Annotated in this window: 16 protein-coding genes; 6 read left to right on the top strand and 10 right to left on the bottom strand. The window is 59.3% G+C overall.

The features are described from left to right. Positions 1–18: 18 nt before the first annotated feature. The 8 genes from trmL to NR795_RS16650 form a co-directional block, all read right to left on the bottom strand. Positions 19–492: a tRNA (uridine(34)/cytosine(34)/5-carboxymethylaminomethyluridine(34)-2'-O)-methyltransferase TrmL gene (gene trmL / locus NR795_RS16685; protein ID WP_103820485.1), complete on the bottom strand. Its 474-nt coding sequence runs from the start codon at positions 490–492 to the stop codon at positions 19–21. 47 nt (positions 493–539) lie between these two features. Continuing rightward, positions 540–1,724 (bottom strand): FMN-dependent L-lactate dehydrogenase LldD, encoded by a 1,185-nt coding sequence (gene lldD / locus NR795_RS16680; RefSeq protein ID WP_257758793.1) that lies wholly within the window; start codon positions 1,722–1,724, stop codon positions 540–542. After that, positions 1,721–2,494: a transcriptional regulator LldR gene (gene lldR / locus NR795_RS16675; protein ID WP_257758792.1), complete on the bottom strand. Its 774-nt coding sequence runs from the start codon at positions 2,492–2,494 to the stop codon at positions 1,721–1,723. The genes lldD and lldR overlap by 4 nt, the downstream gene beginning before the upstream one ends. Next, a complete protein-coding gene (gene lldP / locus NR795_RS16670; protein ID WP_144818457.1) occupies positions 2,491–4,146 on the bottom strand; it encodes an L-lactate permease in 1,656 nt (551 codons plus the stop codon). The genes lldR and lldP overlap by 4 nt, the downstream gene beginning before the upstream one ends. A 267-nt stretch (positions 4,147–4,413) precedes the next feature. Then, entirely contained in the window at positions 4,414–4,776 is a 363-nt protein-coding gene (locus tag NR795_RS16665; protein WP_144818459.1) for a YibL family ribosome-associated protein, read from the bottom strand. Positions 4,777–4,834: 58 nt separating this feature from the next. Next, the gene (gene mtlR / locus NR795_RS16660; protein WP_144818533.1) at positions 4,835–5,425 is read right to left on the bottom strand and encodes a mannitol operon repressor MtlR; all 591 of its coding nucleotides are present in this window, start codon (positions 5,423–5,425) and stop codon (positions 4,835–4,837) included. Next, entirely contained in the window at positions 5,425–6,573 is a 1,149-nt protein-coding gene (gene mtlD / locus NR795_RS16655; RefSeq protein ID WP_257758790.1) for a mannitol-1-phosphate 5-dehydrogenase, read from the bottom strand. Before mtlD ends, mtlR begins: the two co-directional genes overlap by 1 nt. Positions 6,574–6,668: 95 nt before the next feature. Next, on the bottom strand, positions 6,669–8,594 hold the full coding sequence (locus NR795_RS16650; protein ID WP_257758789.1) for a PTS mannitol transporter subunit IICBA: 1,926 nt from the start codon (positions 8,592–8,594) through the stop codon (positions 6,669–6,671). A 433-nt stretch (positions 8,595–9,027) separates the two neighbouring features. On the opposite strand from NR795_RS16650, the gene NR795_RS16645 reads away from it, so the two are divergent. The 5 genes from NR795_RS16645 to selB all read left to right on the top strand — a co-directional run bounded on the left by NR795_RS16645 (position 9,028) and on the right by selB (position 14,530). Next, positions 9,028–9,357 carry a DUF3302 domain-containing protein gene (locus NR795_RS16645; RefSeq protein ID WP_144818465.1) on the top strand — a complete coding sequence of 110 codons (330 nt, stop codon included), beginning with the start codon at positions 9,028–9,030 and terminating at the stop codon, positions 9,355–9,357. 3 nt (positions 9,358–9,360) lie between these two features. Continuing rightward, complete coding sequence (locus NR795_RS16640; RefSeq protein WP_257758788.1) at positions 9,361–10,497, top strand: HlyD family secretion protein; 1,137 nt, start codon at positions 9,361–9,363, stop codon at positions 10,495–10,497. A 90-nt stretch (positions 10,498–10,587) separates the two neighbouring features. Further along, positions 10,588–11,196, top strand: a complete 609-nt coding sequence (locus NR795_RS16635; RefSeq protein WP_144818476.1) for a glutathione S-transferase — start codon at positions 10,588–10,590, stop codon at positions 11,194–11,196. A 95-nt stretch (positions 11,197–11,291) separates the two neighbouring features. Next, entirely contained in the window at positions 11,292–12,680 is a 1,389-nt protein-coding gene (gene selA / locus NR795_RS16630; protein WP_257758787.1) for an L-seryl-tRNA(Sec) selenium transferase, read from the top strand. Beyond that, positions 12,677–14,530 (top strand): selenocysteine-specific translation elongation factor, encoded by a 1,854-nt coding sequence (gene selB, locus NR795_RS16625; RefSeq protein WP_257758786.1) that lies wholly within the window; start codon positions 12,677–12,679, stop codon positions 14,528–14,530. The genes selA and selB overlap by 4 nt, the downstream gene beginning before the upstream one ends. A 12-nt stretch (positions 14,531–14,542) precedes the next feature. Here selB and NR795_RS16620 read toward each other — a convergent pair whose 3' ends face one another. Next, on the bottom strand, positions 14,543–15,430 hold the full coding sequence (locus NR795_RS16620; protein WP_144818482.1) for an ROK family protein: 888 nt from the start codon (positions 15,428–15,430) through the stop codon (positions 14,543–14,545). Between the two features lie 164 nt (positions 15,431–15,594). On the opposite strand from NR795_RS16620, the gene aldB reads away from it, so the two are divergent. Next, positions 15,595–17,133, top strand: a complete 1,539-nt coding sequence (gene aldB / locus NR795_RS16615) for an aldehyde dehydrogenase AldB (protein ID WP_222889260.1) — start codon at positions 15,595–15,597, stop codon at positions 17,131–17,133. A 59-nt stretch (positions 17,134–17,192) separates the two neighbouring features. On the opposite strand, the gene NR795_RS16610 is transcribed toward aldB, so the two are convergent. Next, entirely contained in the window at positions 17,193–19,148 is a 1,956-nt protein-coding gene (locus NR795_RS16610; RefSeq protein ID WP_257758785.1) for a glycoside hydrolase family 127 protein, read from the bottom strand. Positions 19,149–19,157: the final 9 nt, after the last annotated feature.

The following is a 19,157-nucleotide window of genomic DNA, read 5'->3' as shown; positions in this document are numbered from 1 at the left end:
GCGCCACCCGGCGAAACCTCAACTCCGTAGCACCGCTCCTGCGTATCCCAGCTGACGCCACGCCTCATACACCACCACCGACACTGCGTTAGACAGGTTCATGCTGCGGCTGTCCGGCATCATCGGGATGCGGATCTTCTGCTCTGGCGGCAGCGCATCGAGGATCGTCGCGGGCAGGCCGCGCGTCTCGGGACCAAACATCAGATAGTCGCCCTCCTGATAGCTCACCGCGCTGTGCGCAGGCGTGCCCTTGGTGGTGAGCGCAAACAGACGCTGCGGATTTTCCGCTGCCATAAACGCCGCGTAGTCAGCGTGACGCTGCACGGCGGTGAACTCATGGTAATCCAGCCCCGCCCGGCGCAGGCGCTTATCGTCCCAGGTAAAGCCCATCGGCTCGATAATATGCAGGCGGAAGCCGGTATTGGCGCAAAGACGAATGATATTCCCGGTATTCGGCGGGATTTCCGGTTCAAATAAGACGATGTTCAGCATGGTGCCCCCTCAATAACGCGGGGCAGCATAGCAGACTTACGCGCAAATTACGCCGCGTCGCCGGTCTTCACCGGTTCAAATACCGACTCGTGCTCAACGTTCTGCACCAGCAGGTCGCGGGTGATCTCCTTAATGGATTTCGCCCCGGTTAGGGTCATCGCCACGCGCATCTCTTTCTCGATCAGGTTCAGCAGGTTGGCGACGCCCGCCTGGCCGTGGGTTGCCAGCGCATAGAGGTAGGCCCGGCCCAGCAGCACGCTGTCTGCCCCGAGGGCAATCATCCGCACCACGTCGAGGCCGTTACGGATCCCGCTGTCGGCCAGAATCGTGATGTCGCCCTTCACCGCATCGGCAATCGCCGGCAGCGCCCGGGCGGAGGAGAGCACCCCATCCAGCTGGCGGCCGCCGTGGTTCGACACCACAATGCCGTCCGCACCAAAGCGCACCGCGTCGCGGGCATCTTCGGCATCAAGGATCCCCTTGATCACCATCGGGCCGTCCCAGAATTCGCGGATCCACTCCAGGTCCTTCCACGAGATAGAGGGATCGAAGTTGTTTGCCAGCCAGCCAATGTAATCTTCAAGCCCGGTCGGCTTGCCAAGATAGGTAGAGATGTTGCCGAGATCGTGCGGACGACCTTGCAGGCCCACATCCCAGGCCCAGCGGGGATGGGTCACCGACTGCCAGTAGCGGCGCATGGCGGCGTTAGCCCCGCTCATGCCGGAGTGCGCATCCCGGTAGCGTGCGCCTGGCGTCGGCATATCTACGGTAAACACCAGCGTCGAGCAGCCCGCCGCTTTTGCACGCTCCAGTGCATTGCGCATAAAGCCGCGATCGCGCAGAACGTAAAGCTGGAACCACATCGGGCGCTTCAGGGTAGGGGCTACCTCTTCGATCGGGCAGACCGAGACGGTGGAGAGGGTAAATGGAATACCCTTCGCATCGGCAGCGGCGGCGGCCTGCACCTCACCCCGGCGGGCATACATGCCGCACAGTCCTACCGGCGCGAGCGCCACCGGCATAGAGAGCTTTTCATTAAACAGCGTGGTCTCCAGGCTCAGATCGGCCATGTTCTTCAATACGCGCTGGCGCAGGGCAACCTGGGCAAGATCCTCAACGTTGCGGCGCAGGGTATATTCTGCGTACGCGCCGCCGTCGATGTAGTGGAACAGGAAAGGGGGCAGGATGCGCTGAGCCGCTGCGCGGTAATCACTGGCTGCAGAAATAATCATGCGGTGTTCTCCCTGGTAGGGTCGGGATCGCCCGGCAGGCGGGTGATGCGTGCCTGACGAGCCTGATCTTCATCGAATTGTTTAATGGTGGTGTGGACAAAGCCCAGATGCGCCATCATCGCTTTGCGTGCGGCTTCGGCGTCGCCGGCCAGGATAGCGTCGAGCACCGCCTGGTGCTGTTCAGTAAGCCGGGCGAACACCGGCGGAACCTGATACATGCGCTGGCGGCTCTGCTTAACCGACGACTGCAGCAGATCGAAGAAGCCGCGCATAGTCTGTAGCAGCACCACGTTATGTGAGGCTTCGGCGATGGCCAGATGAAAACGCACGTCGGCCTGCGAGGCGATGTCCGGATCTTTGCTCTGGGTCGCTTCGTAGCAAACACGGAGTTTCTCTTTATCGGTATCGGTGGCGCGCATCGCCGCGTGCCAGGCAGTGCTGGCCTCAATGGCGTGGCGGGCCTCAAGGATATCGAAGCTGTAGTCGGGGTCGTGCTCCAGCAGGGTTTTCAGCGGCTGGACAATATTTTGCTCAGACCAGTCGTCATGCTGCCAGCGAACAAAGGTGCCGCCACCGCGACGGCTGAGCAGCACCCCTTCGTTGACCAGCGTAGCCAGCGCTTCGCGCAGCGAGTTGCGTGACACGCCGAGCTGCGCAGCTAGCTGACGCTCGGCGGGCAGCTTCATGCCCGCCTCCAGCTGCTGGTCTTTTATCAGCGCCCGCACGCGAGAGGCGATCTCAGCGGAGAGGCGTTTAGGCATTACGATCACGGGATCATCCAGGTTAAGACGTAGGCCTGAAGGGTGGTAATAATCCCCACCATGCAGGTGAAAATCAGGCTGTGTTTCACGGTAAAGCGGAACAGATCCGACTCTTTACCCACCAGCCCCACCGCCGCACAGGCAATGGCAATGGACTGCGGGGAGATCATTTTCCCGGTCACGCCGCCGGTGGTGTTGGCCGCAACCAGCAGCACGTCCGAGACGCCAATCTGCTGCGCGGCCGTTGCCTGCAGGGCGGCGAACAGGGCGTTTGACGAGGTATCGGAGCCGGTAAGAAATACCCCCAGCCAGCCAAGGAACGGCGAGAAGAAGGTAAAGGCGTGTCCGGTATGGGCCAGCGCCAGCGCCAGCGTCGAGGAGAGACCGGAGTAGTTAGAGATAAAGGCGAATGCCAGCACCATGCCGATAGAGTAGATAGGCAGGGCCAGCTCCTTCAGCGTGAGGGCGAAGGTCTGCACCGCCGCTGCTGGCTTCATCCGCAGCCAGACAATCGAGAGCAGGGCGGCAAACAGGATCGCCGTACCGGTGGCCGAGAACCAGTCAAACTTATAGACCGCCGCATAGGGCGTTGCCGCGTTAACCACCGGCGGCATGCGGGCGACCAGCTTATCCAGGTACGGGACCGAAATGTTGATCACCATGTCGTACAGCGCCCCGCCCGGTGCAAACAGTGCTTTGAACGGCGGCACGCTCCACAGCGTTACCGTGGCGGTAAGGAACAGGAACGGCGACCACGCCTTGATAATCTGGCCTGCGCTGTAGCGGGTGCGGGCCAGGGTCTCATCAACCTGAGAGGCACCCATATCGCCGAAGCGGAAGATGCGCACGGGCTGCCAGCGTTTCAGGAACAGCGTCAGACAGACCAGCGACACCAGCGAGGAGATGATGTCCGGCAGCTCGGGACCAATAAAGTTAGAGCTCAGATATTGGGCGATGGCGAATGAGCCGCCCGCCACCATTACTGCCGGCCAGGTCTCTTTAATGCCGCGCCAGCCGTCCATAATCGCCATGATCCAGAACAGCACGATAATGGTTAAAAACGGCAGCTGACGCCCCACCATCTGGCCGATCTCGAAGCTATCCAGGCCGGTTACCTGCCCGGCCACCAGAATGGGAATGCCCATCGCGCCGAAGGCTACCGGCGCGGTATTGACGATCAGGCACAGCCCGGCGGCATACAGCGGATTAAAACCCAGCCCCACCAGCAGCGCGGCGGTGATTGCCACCGGCGCGCCAAACCCTGCCGCCCCTTCAAGAAACGCGCCGAAGGAGAAGCCAACGATCAGCATCTGCAGGCGCTGGTCTGGGGTAATAGAGAGAATGGATGAGCGAATAATATCGAACTGCCCGGTCTTGACCGAGATTTTGTAGACAAACACCGCGGCAATAATGATCCACGCAATTGGCCACAGGCCGTAGAAGAAGCCGTACACCACCGACGCCATGGCGCGATCCACCGGCATCTTGTAGAAAAAGAGCGCTACCAGCAGGGCGATGGCGACGGTGTATGTCGCGGCAAGGTAGCCCTTCAGCTTGAGCTTAATCAGCGCGAAGAAGAAGAACAGGATCGGCAGGGAGGCGATTAGGCTCGACAGCCAGATATTGCCAGCCGGATCGTAGTTTTGTTGCCACAGGCTCATTGCAGGTCTCCTGGGGACCTTGCTGGCCGATCGGCGGTGAGTCTGCGCTCATCTCTGCGTCACAGTCAGTGTAAAAGTGGTCCAGCCAATTGGGTTGTGTAGGGTTTATGACAACAAATGGTTAACCAGATGTTATGTTTCGGCAATGAGTTTGTAAGTGCAAATCGTGGAAGTGTGAAGCGCAGGGCGGTTGGTCAAAGGATTGGTAGGGCCAATTTAGGGAGGAGGGAATGAAGCCGAGCAAGCATAGCGCCGCCCGGCAAAAAATCAGAATGCGGTCTTCGCGAAGCCGGTCATCTCTTTCAGACCCATCTCGCGGCCCAGGGCGGTCATCGGGTGCACGACTACCAGCCCGCGCGTGCTTTTCTTCAGCTTGCCCATATCGGCCTGCTCTTTTTTGGTAATCGCCCGGCGGAAAGGCAGATCCATTAGCTTCTGCGCCTCTTTACTCAGCTTCTGGCCGTGTACTTCGCGCAGGCGAGTAATCTCCGCTTCCAGCGTCTCTTTCTCTTTTTCCAGCTCGGCGTACTTCTCGGCAGATTCAACCAGCGACAGGGCAGCCTGCTGGTGGCGGATAGCATCAAGGCGATCGCTCAGGCGTTTAATTTCGTTCTTTTCGATTTCTTTCATAACGGATGACTCTAAAAACAGGGGAATTACTGCAAAGGATACACTAATGTGCGCAACGTTACTTCTGAAAGGCTTTTTTCAGGCTGATGCGTGAGATCAGCCCGGTCAGAGAGAGCACCATGGTTGAGCGCACCACCTGCTGGTAACGCTGTCTCTGCATCGCGTAGAGATCGGCATCGCTGGTATCAAACTGGGGCACGGGGGGCAGGGCAGAGACGCAGTGCAGCTCGCCAAAGGGGCCGAGGATCTCGTCATCGGTAAACCCGTACTCGTTGCCGTCGTGGTTCAGCTCTTCACGCAGGGCCATCAGCAGCTCTGCGTCCTCATATTCGTGACGACTAATCACGCCGAGGCCGTAGATCAGCTTTAAGCGCACGGAGAGATCGCCCAGCGGGCCATCGCCCTCCAGCAGCGGCTCCACGGCGTATTTCACCGCATAGTCGTCTTTGCGGAACACCTGAAGTACCAGAATATTCACCGCTTCCGTGAGTAGCTCAACGGCGGCGATGAGGAAACTTCGGACGGTTTTGCCAGCATTCAGACGCTCAAGCACACGGTTTTCAAAGGCCTGGGTTTCTTCCATTATTGCCTGCATATCCGACAATCTTATATTCGGGCGCGGAGTCTCACTCCGCGCCGGGTAGGGCATCATGCCTGAGCGTTATAAACGTTAACCGCTTCGGCGACAACGTCGCTTGCGCTCTCCAGACCGGAGATCTGCGCCAGCGCAGCCTGCGGGCCTTTCTCGTCAATCAGCGCCGCCAGCTCAAGGGCCTGCGGATCCTGCTCGCTGCGGTAGTGCATGGCAGCGGCGATCCCTTTGACCAGGTTCTCGTGCGGCAGACGATACTCAAGGGTGCCGAGCAGCGGCTTAATCAGACGGTCGCCAATGCTCAGCTTACGCAGCGGCTGACGGCCTACGCGCTCAACGTCATCCTTCAGGTACGGGTTCTCAAAGCGGCCGAGGATCTTCTCGATATAGGCAGCGTGCTTCGCTTCATCAAAGCCGTAACGCTTGATCAGCACTGCACCGCTCTCCTCCATCGCCCCTTTCACCACCGCGCGGATCGTCTCATCAAGAATGGCGTCGCGAATGGTCTGATGGCCCGCCTGGCGGCCAAGGTACGCGGTTATAGCATGGCCGGTGTTCAGGGTGAAGAGCTTACGCTCGACAAACGCCATTAAATTATCTGTCGGTTCCATGCCCGGAATGTTCGGCAGCGCGCCTTTGAACTGGGTCTTGTCAACGATCCACTCGCTAAAGGTCTCCACGGTCACCTCCAGCGGATCGTGGGTAGCAGAGGCCGACGGCGGAACAATGCGGTCTACGGCCGAGTCGACGAAGCCAACGTGCGCTTCAGCCCAGGCTTTGTCCTCATCTGCCAGCGCATTGAGAACGTGACCTTTCAACTGGGTCGTACCGCGCACCATGTTCTCACAGGCGATAATGTTCAGCGGGGTCTCTACGCCCTGTGCTTTACGCTTCGTCAGCCCTTTGGCAATCGCGGGTGCAATGCGCTCCAGCACAACCGGGCCAACCGCCGTGGTCACCAGGTCCACTTCGGCAATCAGATCGATCACCTCATCGCCAATGCTGCTCACCGCGTTGACGCCGGAGACGGTATCAACCTGCTCGTTTTCACCCACCACATGAACCTGATAGCTATGACGGGCATTCAGGGCGTCGAGCACCGTCTGATTCACATCGGCGAACGTCAGCGTAATTCCAGCGTCCGCCAGCAGTTTGCCGATGAAGCCACGTCCGATATTACCTGCGCCAAAATGTAATGCTTTCATAGTATTAACCTTCATTAATGTTTTTACCCGAGAGGGCTGGGGTGAGGCTCTGACCTCACCCAAACCCTCTCCGCAAAGGGAGAGGGGAGGAGGGCTTACTTGTTCAGCAGCGCCAGCACTTCTTCAACGCTATCGGTATGCGCCAGGCGCTCGATAATAGACTCATCGTCCAGGGCGTTGGTCAGGCTGGTAATCACCTGAATGTGCTCATTATTACGTGCGGCGATGCCGATGACCAGACGGGCAATGTCCTCTTCTTCTTCGCCGAAGCGCACGCCCTGCGGATACTGGCAGAACACGACGCCGGTTTTCAGCACGCGATCTTTCGCTTCAACCGTACCGTGCGGAACCGCGATGGACTCACCCAGGTAGGTCGGGGTCAGCTTTTCGCGCTCCAGCATGGCGTCGACATACTCCGGCTGCACATAGCCGCCTTTCACCAGCTGCTCACCGGCAAAGCGAATCGCCTCTTCTTTATGGCTCGCGGTGCGGCCAAGGAAGATGTTCTCCGCGCCCAGCTTGAACAGGTGGCTGTTGCTCTCGTCAATGCTGTCCTGCAGGCTGGTGCGCACTTTCGTCTCGTTGTCCGTATGACGCTGGGCCGCCACCAGACGCTCGGTCAGGTTGCTATAGAGGCCGCTGTCGAGGAAGTTAGTCAGCGAAATGTGCTGCGCCTGCGGAACCTGGCGCATCGCACGCTCGGTCAGGTCGCGGTGGGTAATAACCACGTCCACGTCTGCCGGCAGGCTGTTGATCGCGCTGTTGGTCACGGAGATGTTGGTCAGGCCAGCATCCTGCACTTTCTTACGCAGTACGCCTGCACCCATGGCGCTTGAACCCATCCCGGCGTCGCAGGCTACGATGATTTTACGTACGTGGCTGAGGTCGTTAGAGACCGCGCCCGCCGCCAGCGGCGTTCCAGCAGCGGCAGCGGTTGCGCCTTTGGATTCTGCTTTCATGTCGTGCATACGGCGGGTTGCCGCTTCGATATCGTCCTCTTCTTTCACCTTGCTGGTTTTCAGCAGGATGGCGGAGATAACGAAAGAAACAGCCATCGCAGCGACGATAGCGGCGATGTTAGCGAAATAAGCACCTTTCGGCGTCATCGCCAGTACAGCCAGGATAGAGCCAGGAGAAGCCGGAGAGACCAGGCCGCCGTTCAGCACGCTCAGGGTAAACACGCCGGTCATACCGCCGAGGATAACGGCGATCAGCAGGCGCGGGTTCATCAGCACATACGGGAAGTAAATTTCGTGGATACCGCCCAGGAAGTGGATGATAGCCGCACCGCCTGCAGACTGTTTCGCGCTGCCGCGACCGAAGAACATGTATGCCAGCAGGACGCCCATGCCCGGACCCGGGTTTGCTTCAATCAGGAAGAAGATGGACTTGCCGATATCATGAGACTGCTGAATACCCAGCGGTGAGAAGATACCGTGGTTGATGGCGTTATTGAGGAACAAGATTTTCGCCGGTTCAACAAACACAGAGGCCAGCGGCAGCATGTCATGGACAACCATGAAGTTAACGCCAGCGGCCAGGGCTTTAGAGAGCACCTCTACCGCCGGGCCAATGCCGAGGAACGCCAGAATCGCGAGGATCATACCGATGATGCCCGCAGAGAAGTTGTTCACCAGCATTTCAAAGCCGGATTTGATCTTGCCATCAACCCAGACGTCAAAGCGTTTGATCGCCCAGCCACCCAGCGGACCGGCAATCATTGCGCCAAGGAACATCGGCATATCGGCACCGACGATCACGCCCATGGTGGTGATAGCACCGACCACGCCGCCGCGATCGCCGCCTACCAGGCGACCACCGGTATAACCGATCAGCAGCGGCAGCAAATAGGTAATCATTGGGCCGACAAGTTTTGCCAGCGTTTCGTTAGGCAACCACCCTGTTGGAATAAACAACGCGGTGATAATACCCCAGGCGATAAATGCGCCAATGTTGGGCATTACCATGTTGCTGAGAAAACGACCAAAGCTTTGCACCTTGATCTTGATATCGGATGACATAAAACACCCCTTCTAATGTTTGCTGTCGCGCAGGGCGGAGGCCCAACTTTTTTTGTTAACGAGGCGGCAGAGGTAGCCGAACCCATGTTCTGTGTGGCGAATCTGGCACCGAATCGAGAAACTGTCCAGATAGCGCGATTTAGTGTGATTCAGATCACACTAATACAGGGATAACGCCCTGTTTATGTGTGACTTCGATCACAAATCGTAGGTGTAAAAAAAGAACGGTGGGTAAAAAAAAGACGGTACAGGGCTGTTAATGTGATGTTAATCACATTTGTATGTCGTTACTTTGTTTGTTGTTTGTGATTTAGATCACAAGAAATTTTCACCTGGACTTTTCTTAACGTGAGCGGCAGCAACTTCTTATTGCCAGACTCGGCAATACTGTAAGTCAGCAACATCTTCTCAGCGTAGATTCGAGGTCAACATTATGTTCCTGAATTACTTTGCGCTCGGCATCCTCATCTTTGTCTTCCTGGTGCTCTTTTACGGCATCATTATTATTCATGACATTCCTTATCGAATTGCCAAAGCCCGTAATCATCCCCACGCCGATGCGATTCATATTGCAGGCTGGGTGAGCCTTTTTACCCTGCACGTGCTGTGGCCGTTTCTTTGGATCTGGGCCACGCTCTACCGCCCGGAACGCGGGTGGGGGATGCAGTCTCACCTTAACGGCGGCAGCGAGCTACCGCTGCAGCAGCGCGTGGAGGCCCTTGAAAGAGAGCTGAAGCGAATGCAAACCCGAGCGGGAGAGTAGCGTATGGATCTGCTGATCGTCCTAACCTACGTCGCCCTGGCCTGGGCCATCTTTAAAATATTCCGCATTCCGGTTAACCAGTGGACGCTCTCCACAGCGGCGCTGGGAGGCATATTCCTTGTCAGCGCCCTGATCCTGCTCATGAACTACAACCACCCCTATACCTTCACGGCGCAGAAAGCGGTGATCTCAATTCCGATTACGCCGCAGGTCACCGGCCTCGTCAGTGAGGTAACCGATAAATCAAACCAGCTGATTAAAAAGGGCGAAGTGCTTTTTAAGCTCGATCCAGTGCGCTATCAGGCCCGGGTCGACAGGCTTAATGCCGACCTGGTGACGGCCACCCACAATATCCACGTGCTCAAAGCGCAGCTGGTGGGTGCCCAGGCCAATACCCTGCGCGTCTCGGCCGAACGTGACCGCCTCTACAAAGATTATCAGCGCTACATGCGCGGCAGCCGGGCAAGGGTGAATCCGTTTTCTGAAAGCGATATCGACAACGCCCGACAGAACTATCTCGCTCAGGATGCGATGGTAAAAACCTCCGTGGCCGATCAGGTGCAGATCCAGAGTCAGCTGGACAGCATGGTCAACGGCGAGCAGTCACAGATCGTTAGCCTGCGGGCGCAGCTGACGGAAGCGAAATATAACCTTGAACAGACGGTGATCCGCGCCCCCAGCGACGGCTACGTGACTCAGGTGCTGATCCGGCCGGGAACCTACGCCGCCGCGCTGCCTCTGCGTCCGGTAATGGTCTTTATCCCCCAGCAGAAGCGGCAGATTGTGGCCCAGTTCCGCCAGAACTCTCTGCTGCGCCTTGAGCCTGGCGACGAAGCAGAGGTGGTGTTCAATGCCTTGCCGGGACAGGTGTTTAAGGGCAAGCTGACCTCTATTCTGCCGGTAGTGCCGGGCGGCTCCTACCAGGCGCAGGGCGTGCTGCAATCGCTGACGGTAGTACCCGGCACCGACGGCGTGCTGGGCACTATTGAGCTGGAGCCGAATGCCGAAGTAGATGCCCTGCCGGACGGCATCTATGCCCAGGTCGCGGTCTACTCCGATCATTTCCACCACGTCTCGGTGATGCGCAAGGTGCTGCTGCGGATGACCAGCTGGATGCACTATCTCTACCTTGACCATTAATCTCAAAAGGCAGGAATGTGCCAGGCATCACCTGCCTTTTTTTCAGCGCTGATCCATAATTACTTTTTTCTGGGTAGACAGGATCAGTCAATGAAACTTATCGGCAGCTATACCAGTCCGTTTGTACGTAAAATCTCCGTTATCCTGCTGGAGAAGGGGATCACATTTGAATTTGTGAATGAGTTCCCCTACAACGGCGAAAACGGCGTTGCGCACTACAATCCGCTGGGTAAAGTCCCGGCGCTGGTCACCGACGAGGGCGATATCTGGTACGACTCGCCTATCATAGCTGCCTGGCTGGAGCTGCTGGACGTCGCGCCCGCGATGCTGCCGCCGGATCCAAAGGCGGCGTTGAAGCTGCGCCAGATAGAAGCCCTGGCCGATGGGGTGATGGACGCCGGGCTGGTCTCGGTGCGCGAGCAGGCCCGACCGGCAGCCCAGCAGTCAGAAACCGAGCTGCTGCGCCAGCGGGAGAAAATTAGCCGGGCGCTGGACATGCTGGAAAAGCACGTCAGCGAGGGCGATATTCAGCCGGACGATCTTAACGTTGCTACCATCGCCGTGGCCTGCGCCATCGGCTATATCAACTTCCGCCGCATCTCGCCCGGCTGGTGCGTGGACAGGCCGCAGCTGGTGAAGCTGGTAGAGAATCTGTTCCAGCGGGAAAGCTTTGCCCGCACCGAACCGCCAAAGTCTTAGCCCATCATACTGACAGCCTGCGCCGGTACGCTGTACAATCCCCCTTCACGTCGAATCCTCTCCGGCGGGAGGGGTAATCTACCGCAGGCTCTGTCATGACCCTTGAACAACGCTCACTTTTCAGCCAGATCCCGGCAACCGATCGTCTGCTGCACGCCGACGCGTTTGCTCTCTTAGTCGACACCTTCGGTCATCGCCGCGTCGTGGATACCCTGCGCCAGCTTCAGGACGAGGCCCGCCTTGCGGTGCGCGAAACCCAGGCCCTGCCTGCCTGGTGCGCGGACTGGGCTGCGGCAACGGAGAGCCGTTTGACGCAGCATGAAACCCGCGCCCTGCGGCCGGTATTTAACCTCACCGGCACGGTGCTGCATACCAATCTCGGACGCGCGCTACAGGCGGAAACCGCCATCGACGCGGTTGCCGAAGCGATGCGCACTCCGGTGACGCTGGAGTATGCTCTTGATGAAGCCGGGCGCGGTCATCGCGATCGCGGCGTCGCGGATCTGCTCTGCCGCCTCACCGGCGCAGAGGATGCCTGCATTGTGAATAACAACGCGGCGGCGGTGCTGCTGATGCTGGCCGCGCTGGCGAACGGCAAAGAGGTGGTGGTGTCGCGCGGCGAGCTGGTAGAGATTGGCGGCGCGTTCCGCATTCCGGACGTGATGCGCCAGGCGGGCTGCGTGCTGCACGAGGTAGGGACGACCAACCGCACCCATGCCAAAGACTACCGTGAGGCGGTGAACGAGAATACGGCGCTGCTGATGAAGGTGCATACTAGCAACTATGCCGTCACTGGCTTCACTAAAGCGGTGGAGGAGGCGGAGCTGGTGCAGATCGGCCTGCCGCTGAACGTGCCGGTGGTGGCCGACTTAGGCAGCGGCTCGCTGATCGATCTCAGCCAGTACGGCCTGCCGAAAGAGCCGATGCCGCAGGAGATGATTGCCGCAGGCGTCAGTCTGGTGAGCTTCTCCGGCGATAAGCTACCCGGCGGCCCGCAGGCGGGGATCATCATCGGCAAGCGTGAGCTGATTGCGAAGCTCCAGCAGCACCCGCTGAAGCGCGCTCTGCGAGTGGATAAGATGACCCTCGCCGCGCTGGAGGCAACGCTCAGGCTCTATCTGCATCCGGAGAAGCTGGCCGAACGGCTGCCAACGCTGCGCCTGCTGACCCGCAGCGCGGACGAGATCCGCCAGCAGGCCGAGCGGCTGCAGCCCGCCCTGGAGAACCACTACGCTGAGTTTTTAGTTCAGGTTGAAGCCTGCCAGTCGCAAATCGGTAGCGGATCGCTGCCGGTAGATAGGTTGCCCAGCGCAGCGCTGACCTTTACTCCCCGCGACGGACGCGGCAGCCGCCTTGAAGCACTGGCGGCACAGTGGCGTGCCCTGTCGCAGCCGGTGATTGGCCGCATCTCCGACGGTCGTCTGTGGCTCGATCTACGCTGCCTTAACGATGAATCCCGCTTTTTGAACAGGTTACTGAAATGATTATTGCAACCGCCGGGCACGTCGACCACGGCAAAACCACGCTGCTGGAGGCGCTCACCGGTATCAACGCCGACCGGCTGCCGGAAGAGAAGAAGCGTGGCATGACTATCGATCTCGGCTACGCCTACTGGCCCCAGCCGGACGGGCGCGTGCCGGGCTTTATCGATGTGCCGGGCCACGAGAAGTTTCTCGCCAATATGCTGGCGGGCGTCGGCGGTATCGACGGCGCGCTGCTGGTGGTTGCCTGCGACGACGGTGTGATGGCTCAAACCCGGGAGCACCTGGCGATTTTACAGCTCACCGGCAACCCGGCGCTGACCGTGGCGCTGACCAAGGCCGATCGCGTGGACGAGGCGCGGATAGCCGAGGTTGAGGCCGAGGTGCATAGCGTGCTGGCAGAGTACGGCTATCCGCAGGCAACGCTGTTTACTACCGCCGCGACGCAGGGAGTGGGCATTGAGGCCCTGCGCGCGCACTTGCTGGCGCTGCCCGAGCGCGAGCAGACCGACGAGCGCCGCTTCCGCCTTGCCATCGATCGCGCCTTTAGCGTCAAGGGCGCGGGGCTGGTAGTGACCGGCACAGCACTCTCCGGTAGCGTAAAAGTGGGCGATACCCTGTGGCTCACCGGGGTGAACAAGCCAATGCGCGTGCGCGGTCTCCATGCGCAAAACCAGCCGGTTGAGCAGGCCCACGCCGGGCAGCGCATCGCCCTGAACATCGCGGGCGATGCGGAGAAAGAGGCTATCAGCCGCGGCGATTGGCTGCTGACCGAGGCTCCGCCTGAGCCTGCGACACGACTGATCGTGGCGCTGCACACCCACGCGCCGCTGGGCCAATGGCAGCCGCTGCACATTCACCATGCCGCCAGCCACGTCACAGGCCGCGTCTCGCTGCTCGACGATAATCTTGCCGAGCTGGTGTTGGATACGCCGCTGTGGCTGGCGGATAACGATCGGCTGGTGCTGCGCGATATCGCTGCTCGCGCTACGCTGGCCGGGGCGAGGGTGGTCACGCTCAATCCGCCGCGCCGGGGCAAACGCAAGGCGGAGTACCTGGCGTGGATCGCTGCGCTGGCGGAAGCGGGTGACGATGCCGGTGCGCTGGCGGTGCACCTGACACGCGGCGCGGTAGATCTGCCGTCATTCGCGTGGGAGAGACAGCTTAACGTTCAGGGGCTGGCGGCGTTGACCGAGACTCCACACATGATTCAGGCGGGAGACAACCTGATTAGCGCCGCGGTAGCCGCCCGCTGGCAGCGCAAGATCCTTGATACTCTGGCCACCTACCATGCCCAGCATCGGGACGAGCCGGGGCCAGGGCGCGAGCGTCTGCGCCGCATGGCCTTGCCGATGGAGAACGAGGCGCTGGTGCTGACGCTGATCGAGCGGATGCGGGAGAGCGGAGAGATCCACAGCCACCACGGCTGGCTGCACCTGCCGGATCATAAAGCGGGCTTCACCGCCGAGCAGGAGGCGATCTGGCAGAAAGTCGCCACGCTGTTTGCGGATGAGCCCTGGTGGGTGCGCGACCTTGCGCGAGAAGTAGGCGCAGATGAGCAGATCATGCGCAGCGTCCTGCACCAGGCGGCGCAGCAGGGGCTGATCACGGCGATCGTAAAGGATCGCTACTACCGCAACGATCGCATTGTGGCCTTTGCGAACCTGATCCGTACCCTGGACGGCGAACGTGGATCAACCTGTGCCGCCGATTTCCGCGATCGGCTCAACGTCGGACGCAAGCTGGCGATTCAGATCCTCGAATATTTCGACCGCATCGGCTTTACCCGCCGACGCGGCAACGATCACCTGCTGCGCGACGCGCTGCTGTTCCCGGCGGAACCGCAGGCGTAACCCTGTCGCGCCCTATTCACCACCGGGCGCGAATTTCTGCATCGCCAGCCACACCGCCCCCAGTCTGCCCGCCTGGTTACCCAGCTTGCAGGGGTGGATCGGCACGCGCAGCGCCTCCCACATCTCAAAGGTCTCCAGGTGACGATCGAGCAGCTGGTAAACTTTCTCCTGTTCGCTTATCCCGCCGCCAATCAGCACCGCTTCGGGGTCGAACATGGAGATCACGCTATAGACTCCGCGTGCCAGGAACAGCGCCCACTCGTTAATGGCCTCGCGCAGGTGGACGTCGCTGTCCATACGCTCGAACAGCTCTTTACCGTGCGGCAGCTCGTCGGCAGAGACCGCCAGCGCCTGGCGACAGGCTTTCATCAGGCCGCTGCCGGAGGCGACCTCGTGCATGCACTCGCCGTTGTTGCCGACCGGGATCACGCCAAACTCGCCGGCGTGGAAGTGCACCCCCCGGAACAGTTCACCGTTGACGATGATCCCACCGCCAATGCCGGTGCCGACGGTGATGCAGACGAAGTTTTCGAATGCCTGTCCGGCCCCGCGCCAGCGCTCGCCGAGCGCCGCACAGTTGGCATCGTTTTCCACCACTACGGGCAGATCGGTAAGGGTCGAGAAGAGATCGTGCAGGTTTGCGCCATCCATAAAGTCCAGCGCGCCTGCTTTTGCCGCTTTGCCGGTATGCACGTTGATATGGCCAGGGAAGCTGACGCCGATGCCAGCGATCTCACGATCTTTTTGGTATGTTTCAACGACTTCTTTCCACGCTTTTTTAAACGACGCTTCATCTTCGGGTGTATCAAACTCATCCGAAGAGAGCTCTTCGCCATGCTCGTCGATCAGGCCATGCTTGATGTGAGTTCCCCCAACATCAAAACCAATAAAGTAGTGCATAGGTATTTCCCTTTTCCGGTTCCTTAGGTTTAATTATGGCTCAGGCCAGACGGGAAAATGTAAAGTAAGGTAATACGTGAACGGCGTCGAAAAGCGGCGATCTTTCCGCTGCTTTTTTAACCGCCGCGTCTACCCTTGAAGGACACCCCTGCAAGGAGACGGCCATGACAAACAATCCCCCCGGCAACCGCATCCAGCCTGGCGAATACGGTTATCCTCTTACCTTAAAAGCGCGTTATGAAAACTTTATCGGCGGCGACTGGGTTCCACCCGCTGAGGGCGAGTATTACCAGAACCTGACCCCGGTCACCGGGCAGCCGCTGTGTGAAATCGCCAGCTCAAGCAAGCGTGATATCGATCTGGCGCTGGACGCGGCCCACAAGGCAAAAGATAAGTGGGCGCATACCTCCGTGCAGGATCGGGCAGCCATTTTACTGAAGATAGCCGATCGCATGGAGCAGAACCTGGAGCTGCTGGCGACCGCCGAAACCTGGGATAACGGCAAGCCGATCCGTGAAACCAGCGGGGCCGATGTGCCGCTGGCGATTGACCATTTCCGCTATTTCGCCTCCTGTATTCGTGCTCAGGAGGGTGGCATCAGCGAGGTAGACAGCGAGACGGTGGCCTACCACTTCCGCGAGCCGCTGGGCGTGGTCGGGCAGATTATCCCATGGAACTTCCCGCTGCTAATGGCGAGCTGGAAGATGGCACCTGCGCTCGCCGCCGGGAACTGCATCGTTTTAAAACCCGCGCGCCTGACGCCGCTCTCTGTGCTGCTGCTGATGGAGATTATCGGCGATCTGCTGCCGCCGGGGGTGATAAACGTGGTCAACGGCGCGGGGGGTGAGATTGGTGAGTACCTTGCCACCTCGAAGCGCATCGCCAAGGTGGCCTTTACCGGCTCTACCGAAGTGGGCCAGCAGATCATGCAGTACGCGACCCAGAACATTATTCCGGTCACCCTTGAGCTGGGCGGCAAGTCACCGAACATCTTCTTTGCCGACGTGATGGATGAAGAGGATGCCTTCTTTGACAAGGCGCTGGAGGGCTTTGCCCTGTTTGCCTTTAACCAGGGCGAAGTCTGTACCTGTCCGAGCCGGGCGCTGGTGCAGGAGTCGATCTACGAGCGCTTTATGGAGCGCGCCATCCGCCGGGTAGAGAGCATTCGCAGCGGTAACCCACTGGATACCGTCACCCAGATGGGCGCGCAGGTCTCCCAGGGGCAGATGGAGACCATCCTGAACTATATCGACATTGGTAAAAACGAGGGAGCGGACGTGCTCACCGGCGGGCGACGCAAGCTGCTGGAGGGCGAGCTGAAAGAGGGCTACTACCTTGAGCCGACCATTCTCTTCGGGCAGAACAACATGCGCGTCTTTCAGGAGGAGATCTTTGGCCCGGTGCTCGCCGTGACCACCTTTAAAACCGTGGAAGAGGCGCTGGAGCTGGCCAACGATACCCAGTACGGGCTAGGGGCGGGCGTCTGGAGCCGCAACGGCACTCTGGCCTATAAGATGGGGCGCGGTATCCAGGCCGGGCGCGTCTGGACCAACTGCTACCACGCCTATCCCGCCCATGCGGCGTTCGGCGGCTACAAGCAGTCCGGCATCGGGCGCGAAACCCACAAGATGATGCTGGATCACTACCAGCAGACCAAGTGCCTGCTGGTGAGCTACTCCGATAAACCGCTCGGGCTGTTCTGAGTCCTGTCGCCGGGCAGCGCACGCTTGCCCGGCCTACGGTGGCTTATATTAACCTTCTATTAACCTTCATTCACCCAAATACGCATTTCACCTTCGCCGCGATTGGCCCAGCTAAACCATGGAATAAACGTCAGGGTCTGTGGCTCGCGCTTAGCAGGTGGCGTGTCGAAATACCACAGCGGTTGCTGCTCCGCCTGGGCGGCTATCTGCTTCGCGCCTTCTACCTGGATAAGCACCTTATGGGCAAATACCCCTTTACCCTCAACAAGTTTGAATTCGCTCTCCTTAGGTAGCCAGACGTTATGCAGCCCCTCGCCGTTATCGGCTTCTTCAAGACAGTAGACCAGCGGACCGCGCTGAATCGCCACCTTACCCGCAACGCTGCGCACCAGCGGATTGCCGTATACGCGACGAACCGGCATCGGCAGCGTAAGCGACAAGGTGTCACCTTCACGCCAGAGTCGATTAAGATGCAGGTAGCCTTTATGCAACTCGCCCTGTACCGCTTCGCCGTTGAGCAAAATTTGCGGATCGCTGCACCACGCCGGCAGGCGCAGGGCCAGCGTATGCTGCACTGGCAGAGGTGAATCAATGCGAATCTCAACGTTCTCCTGCCACGGATAGTTGCCGCTGATCCGCACCCGAAGCGTCTCATCACCCACGGGGATCTCTGCGCTATTGCCGATATAGAGATTGATAAATAGCGCATCAGAGCGGGGGGTATAGATATAGTGACCGATAGAGGCGAGCACGCGGGCAATGTTTGGCGGGCAGCAGGCACAGCCAAACCAGCGCTGGCGAACCGGCTGGATATGATCATAGATATGGTTGAACTTCAGCGACTTGGGCTGCACCTCCAGCGGGTTAACGTAGAAGAAGTGTTTACCGTCGAGCGCCATTCCACCCAGCACGGTATTGTAAAGCGCACGCTCCATCACGTCGGCATACTGGCCGTCGCCCTCCATCTCCAGCATTCGACGGGCAAACATCATCAGCCCGATGGAGGCACAGCTCTCGGCGTAGACGGTATCGTTTGGCAGATCGTAATCGCTGCTGAAGGCCTCTCCCCGGCTCTGTGAGCCTATACCACCGGTAATATAGAGCTGGCGCTGGGCCATATTTTGCCACAGCCGCAGACAGTCCTGGCGAAGACGCTCATTGCCCGAGAGCCGCGCCAGGTGTGCCACGCCGGTCATCAGATAGACAAAACGCACCGCATGACCGATAGCACTCTGCTGCTCTGACAGCGGCAGGTGCGCCTGGCTGTAAGCTTTATCGTTCACCATCCACGCCGTGCCGTGGTTAGGCCAGAACCAGGTGCCGCCGCGTTGAGCAAACTCCTTATCGTAAAAGTGCGGCTGCGTGCCGCGCTGCTCAACGAAGAAATTTACCAGATCGCGATAGCGTGTCTCCTGGGTCACCTCAAACAGGCGCATCAGGGCCAGCTCAATTTCGGGATGGCCATCGTAGCCCTGCAGCTGGTTAACGCCGGGACCAAATACGCTGTCAATATGATCCGCCAGGCGGCAGGCGACCTCCAGCAGGCTGCGCTTGCCGGTAGCCTGAAAATAGGCCACCGCTGCTTCGATCATATGTCCAGCGCTGTATAGCTCATGACATTCGGCAAGGTTGGTCCAGCGCTCGGCAGGCGCTTTTACCGTAAAATAGGTGTTCAGGTAGCCGTCATCACACTGCGCTGCCGCAACCAGGGCAATCACCTCGTCAGCCGTTTTCTCAAGCTCGGCATCGGGTTTCTGGCACAGCGACCAGGCCACGGCTTCCAGCCACTTCGCCACGTCGCTGTCCTGAAAAACCATGCCATAGAACTCACCCTCGGCGAGGCCAGCGGCAATGCGAAAATTTTCAATCGCATGGCTAGGATCGGCTTCGGAAATACGGTCGTTCAGTGCCTCCCACTGGTAGGGGATCACCACGTCGCGCACCAGTCGCTGGTACTGGCCTAAAAACGGATCGGTAACGTTAAGCTTATGCAGGTCGGTTTCCATAATAGTCATCATATTCTC

Source organism: Pseudescherichia sp. L3 (assembly GCF_024656065.1).
Taxonomy (GTDB): Bacteria; Pseudomonadota; Gammaproteobacteria; order Enterobacterales; family Enterobacteriaceae; genus Pseudescherichia.
The sequence above is the reverse complement of the archived record's forward strand: the minus strand, read 5'-3'. Positions and strand labels throughout refer to the sequence as shown.

Bases quoted from the DNA above. Each gene is read 5' to 3' on its own strand.
- trmL (WP_103820485.1), bottom strand. From the start codon at position 492: ATGCTGAACATCGTCTTATTTGAACCGGAAATCCCGCCGAATACCGGG.
- lldD (WP_257758793.1), bottom strand. From the start codon at position 1,724: ATGATTATTTCTGCAGCCAGTGATTACCGCGCAGCGGCTCAGCGCATC.
- lldP (WP_144818457.1), bottom strand. From the start codon at position 4,146: ATGAGCCTGTGGCAACAAAACTACGATCCGGCTGGCAATATCTGGCTG.
- NR795_RS16665 (WP_144818459.1), bottom strand. From the start codon at position 4,776: ATGAAAGAAATCGAAAAGAACGAAATTAAACGCCTGAGCGATCGCCTT.
- mtlR (WP_144818533.1), bottom strand. From the start codon at position 5,425: ATGCCCTACCCGGCGCGGAGTGAGACTCCGCGCCCGAATATAAGATTG.
- mtlD (WP_257758790.1), bottom strand. From the start codon at position 6,573: ATGAAAGCATTACATTTTGGCGCAGGTAATATCGGACGTGGCTTCATC.
- NR795_RS16650 (WP_257758789.1), bottom strand. From the start codon at position 8,594: ATGTCATCCGATATCAAGATCAAGGTGCAAAGCTTTGGTCGTTTTCTC.
- NR795_RS16645 (WP_144818465.1), top strand. From the start codon at position 9,028: ATGTTCCTGAATTACTTTGCGCTCGGCATCCTCATCTTTGTCTTCCTG.
- NR795_RS16640 (WP_257758788.1), top strand. From the start codon at position 9,361: ATGGATCTGCTGATCGTCCTAACCTACGTCGCCCTGGCCTGGGCCATC.
- NR795_RS16635 (WP_144818476.1), top strand. From the start codon at position 10,588: ATGAAACTTATCGGCAGCTATACCAGTCCGTTTGTACGTAAAATCTCC.
- selA (WP_257758787.1), top strand. From the start codon at position 11,292: ATGACCCTTGAACAACGCTCACTTTTCAGCCAGATCCCGGCAACCGAT.
- selB (WP_257758786.1), top strand. From the start codon at position 12,677: ATGATTATTGCAACCGCCGGGCACGTCGACCACGGCAAAACCACGCTG.
- NR795_RS16620 (WP_144818482.1), bottom strand. From the start codon at position 15,430: ATGCACTACTTTATTGGTTTTGATGTTGGGGGAACTCACATCAAGCAT.
- aldB (WP_222889260.1), top strand. From the start codon at position 15,595: ATGACAAACAATCCCCCCGGCAACCGCATCCAGCCTGGCGAATACGGT.
- NR795_RS16610 (WP_257758785.1), bottom strand. From the start codon at position 19,148: ATGACTATTATGGAAACCGACCTGCATAAGCTTAACGTTACCGATCCG.